This window comes from Streptomyces palmae (genome assembly GCF_004684805.1).
Classification (GTDB): domain Bacteria; phylum Actinomycetota; class Actinomycetes; order Streptomycetales; family Streptomycetaceae; genus Streptomyces; species Streptomyces palmae.
Map to the genome: position 1 here is coordinate 1 of NZ_SRID01000596.1, position 2,367 is coordinate 2,367.

The 2,367-nt window shown below is 72.2% G+C and carries 2 protein-coding genes; one reads left to right on the plus strand and one right to left on the minus strand.

The window, feature by feature from the left end:
• Positions 1-370 precede the first annotated feature (370 nt).
• Positions 371-1,234 carry a PIG-L deacetylase family protein gene (locus E4099_RS31315; RefSeq protein ID WP_135342480.1) on the plus strand — a complete coding sequence of 288 codons (864 nt, stop codon included), beginning with the start codon at positions 371-373 and terminating at the stop codon, positions 1,232-1,234.
• A gap of 96 nt (positions 1,235-1,330) precedes the next feature.
• Here E4099_RS31315 and E4099_RS31320 read toward each other — a convergent pair whose 3' ends face one another.
• Positions 1,331-2,218 (minus strand): DUF4429 domain-containing protein, encoded by an 888-nt coding sequence (locus E4099_RS31320; RefSeq protein ID WP_135342481.1) that lies wholly within the window; start codon positions 2,216-2,218, stop codon positions 1,331-1,333.
• Between the last annotated feature and the right edge of the window lie 149 nt (positions 2,219-2,367).

Here is a 2,367-nt window from a genome sequence, read left to right on the forward strand (position 1 = left end):
CCTCCCGGCCGTCCGGGCCGCCGGCGGCCTCACCACGCCGGCCCGAGGCGTGCCCGGGGTGGCGCGCCGTGGTGAGGGGGTCGTGGCGCTTGCCGGCATCAGGGCATGGCAGTGCGGCGCCGAGCTTGCCGGCATCGGGGGCCTGGCGGCGCGGCGGCGTGCTGCCGTGAACAGGGTTTCGCGGCGTGGTGAGGCCGCCGGCGGCCCGGACGGCCGGGAGGTGATCCGGCCCCGGGTGGCAACGCGGTTGCGTTAGCGAAACGCCAGCTATGCATAAGCAGCGGCGCCGAGGCTTGCCCGCACGGGGGCACGGCACAGGGGGCTCGAAGAGAGCGGGTCGGGCTCAGTACGAGTGGAAGGAAACACAGGCATGAGCGACGCGGCACGGATCTTGTCGCGCCGGGTGCTGACGGCCGGTGCGCTGAGGGGGACGAGGAAGGCCGCGGCGGCCGCACCGCCGGCGATCTTCTACGCACCGCACCAGGACGACGAGGCACTGGGCCTGGCCGGTTCGATCCTGGCGCACAAGGCGACCGGGCGGCCCGTCTACCTGGTGCTGGTGACCAGGGGGGAGGACAGCGGTCTGGCCGAGTGGATGAACGAGGACCCGTGCCACTGGAAGGGCCGGCACCCGTGTGCCGCGGGCGGGCGCCACAAGGTGTCGTGGCCGACGGACCCTCCCGGGGTGAGCGACAGCGTGATCGTGGCGGCGCGGACCGCGGAGTTCCTGGCCTCGGCCCGGACCCTGGGCGTGGACAAGGTCATCAACCTCAAGCTGGCCGACGGCTCCCAGGGCTCGGCGGCGGACTTCGACGACTTCGTGCGGACGGTGAAGGTGAGGATCAGGGACCTCGCCCAGCAGTACCCGGGGGCCTCGCACCAGTTCACCGCCGGGTGGCTGGAGGCCACCCGCCCCCACAAGGCCATCACCGACGCGGCGTTCCACCTCATGAACGAGGGTGTGCTCAGGGATGTCCGGTTCAACTACGTCTACGCCTACGACAAGCCGCTGGAAAAGCGGGCCGACGGTGCCGCGTACGTGCTCGACATCCCCCCGGCCCACATGGCGATCAAGCGCAACGCCATGTACTGCTACAACACCTGGGATCCGGGTCGGAATCTCTATGCGCTCGGGTACCACAGCGTGCCGGAGAAGTTCGAGAGCGCACACAACGATCCCCGCGAGTTCCTCTTCACCATTCCCGCACGGTACGCGCCCGGTCCACTCGACTAGGTCGGCCCGGCCGATCGTGGGGCGGGTCCACCTCGTGGGGCCCTCACGGCTGCCGTGCTGGTCGTCCGCCTCCGGACCGGACCGGCCAGGCGGGTCCTAGAAGCGGCGGAGGACGGACTGCTTGGCCGCGGTGAACTCCTCCTCGGTGAGCACCCCTGCCTGCCGCAGCTCGCCCAGCTCCCGAAGCCGGCGCAGCAGCGCGTCATGGTCGTCGGCGCCGAAGCCGGTCCCGGTGCTCCCGTCCGCCTCGCCGCTCGGTGCCTTCCGCGCGGGCTCGGCGGGAGCGGCCGGGTGCGGCATCCTGGCCACCACGGCGGCAGCCACCAGTGCCATCAGCGGGTCCTTGCGGAAGCCGTAGAGCTCGATGCTGTGCGGGTCGTACTTGGGCGGGGCCTTGGTGGCCGCCTGGGCGAGGACGAAGCGCAGATAGCCGTTCTCCAGGCCGATGGCGGGCAGCCACTCCACCGCGGCCAGGTCCGCCACCGAGAAGCTGCGGTTGCCGGCGGACTTCTTCGACTGCTCGGTCTTCCAGTTCCACTCCAGCCGGATCTGCTCACCGTCGAAGAACACGGTGCCGTCGCCCGCCGAGGCCGACAGCGGCACATCGGGGCCGGACAGCAGGAAGCGCTCGCAGGGGCCGGACGGCACCTGCTCCAGCAGCAGGGCGTGGCGCACCTCGTCCACCATGTACTCGGCGACCCCGGTGCGGTCCGGCTCCACGCTCAACTGGTACGGATCGGCCGCGTCCGGCAGTTTGCCGCCGGTGGCCTGCATCAGCGGATCGGAGCCCTCGCGCAGCCGCAGCCGCAGCCGGCCCGCCTTGCGGCCGGGCTCATAGGCGATGCCGGCGACGGCGGCCAGCGGCACGGCCCGCTCCCCGAGCGTCTGGCGCGCCGGGTGGACGCCCTTGTCCCGGCCGGGCACGATCCGCACCGTGTCGCCGTCGAAGGACCAGGTTCCGTCACGCTGGATGATCTCCGCCATGGGGTGGATTCTGTCAGGCAGACGGACGCACCACGTTTGAGAGCGGGCCGGGGCCGTCGAGGGCTGGGAAAGCCCCAGAGTGTGTCGGGGCCGTCGTGGCCGGGCCGGAGTCAGCCGGGGGTCGGGCCGGAGTCAGCCGGGGCCGGGGC

Coding starts and splice junctions, on each gene's coding strand:
- E4099_RS31315 (WP_135342480.1), top strand. CDS start 371: ATGAGCGACGCGGCACGGATCTTGTCGCGCCGGGTGCTGACGGCCGGT.
- E4099_RS31320 (WP_135342481.1), bottom strand. CDS start 2,218: ATGGCGGAGATCATCCAGCGTGACGGAACCTGGTCCTTCGACGGCGAC.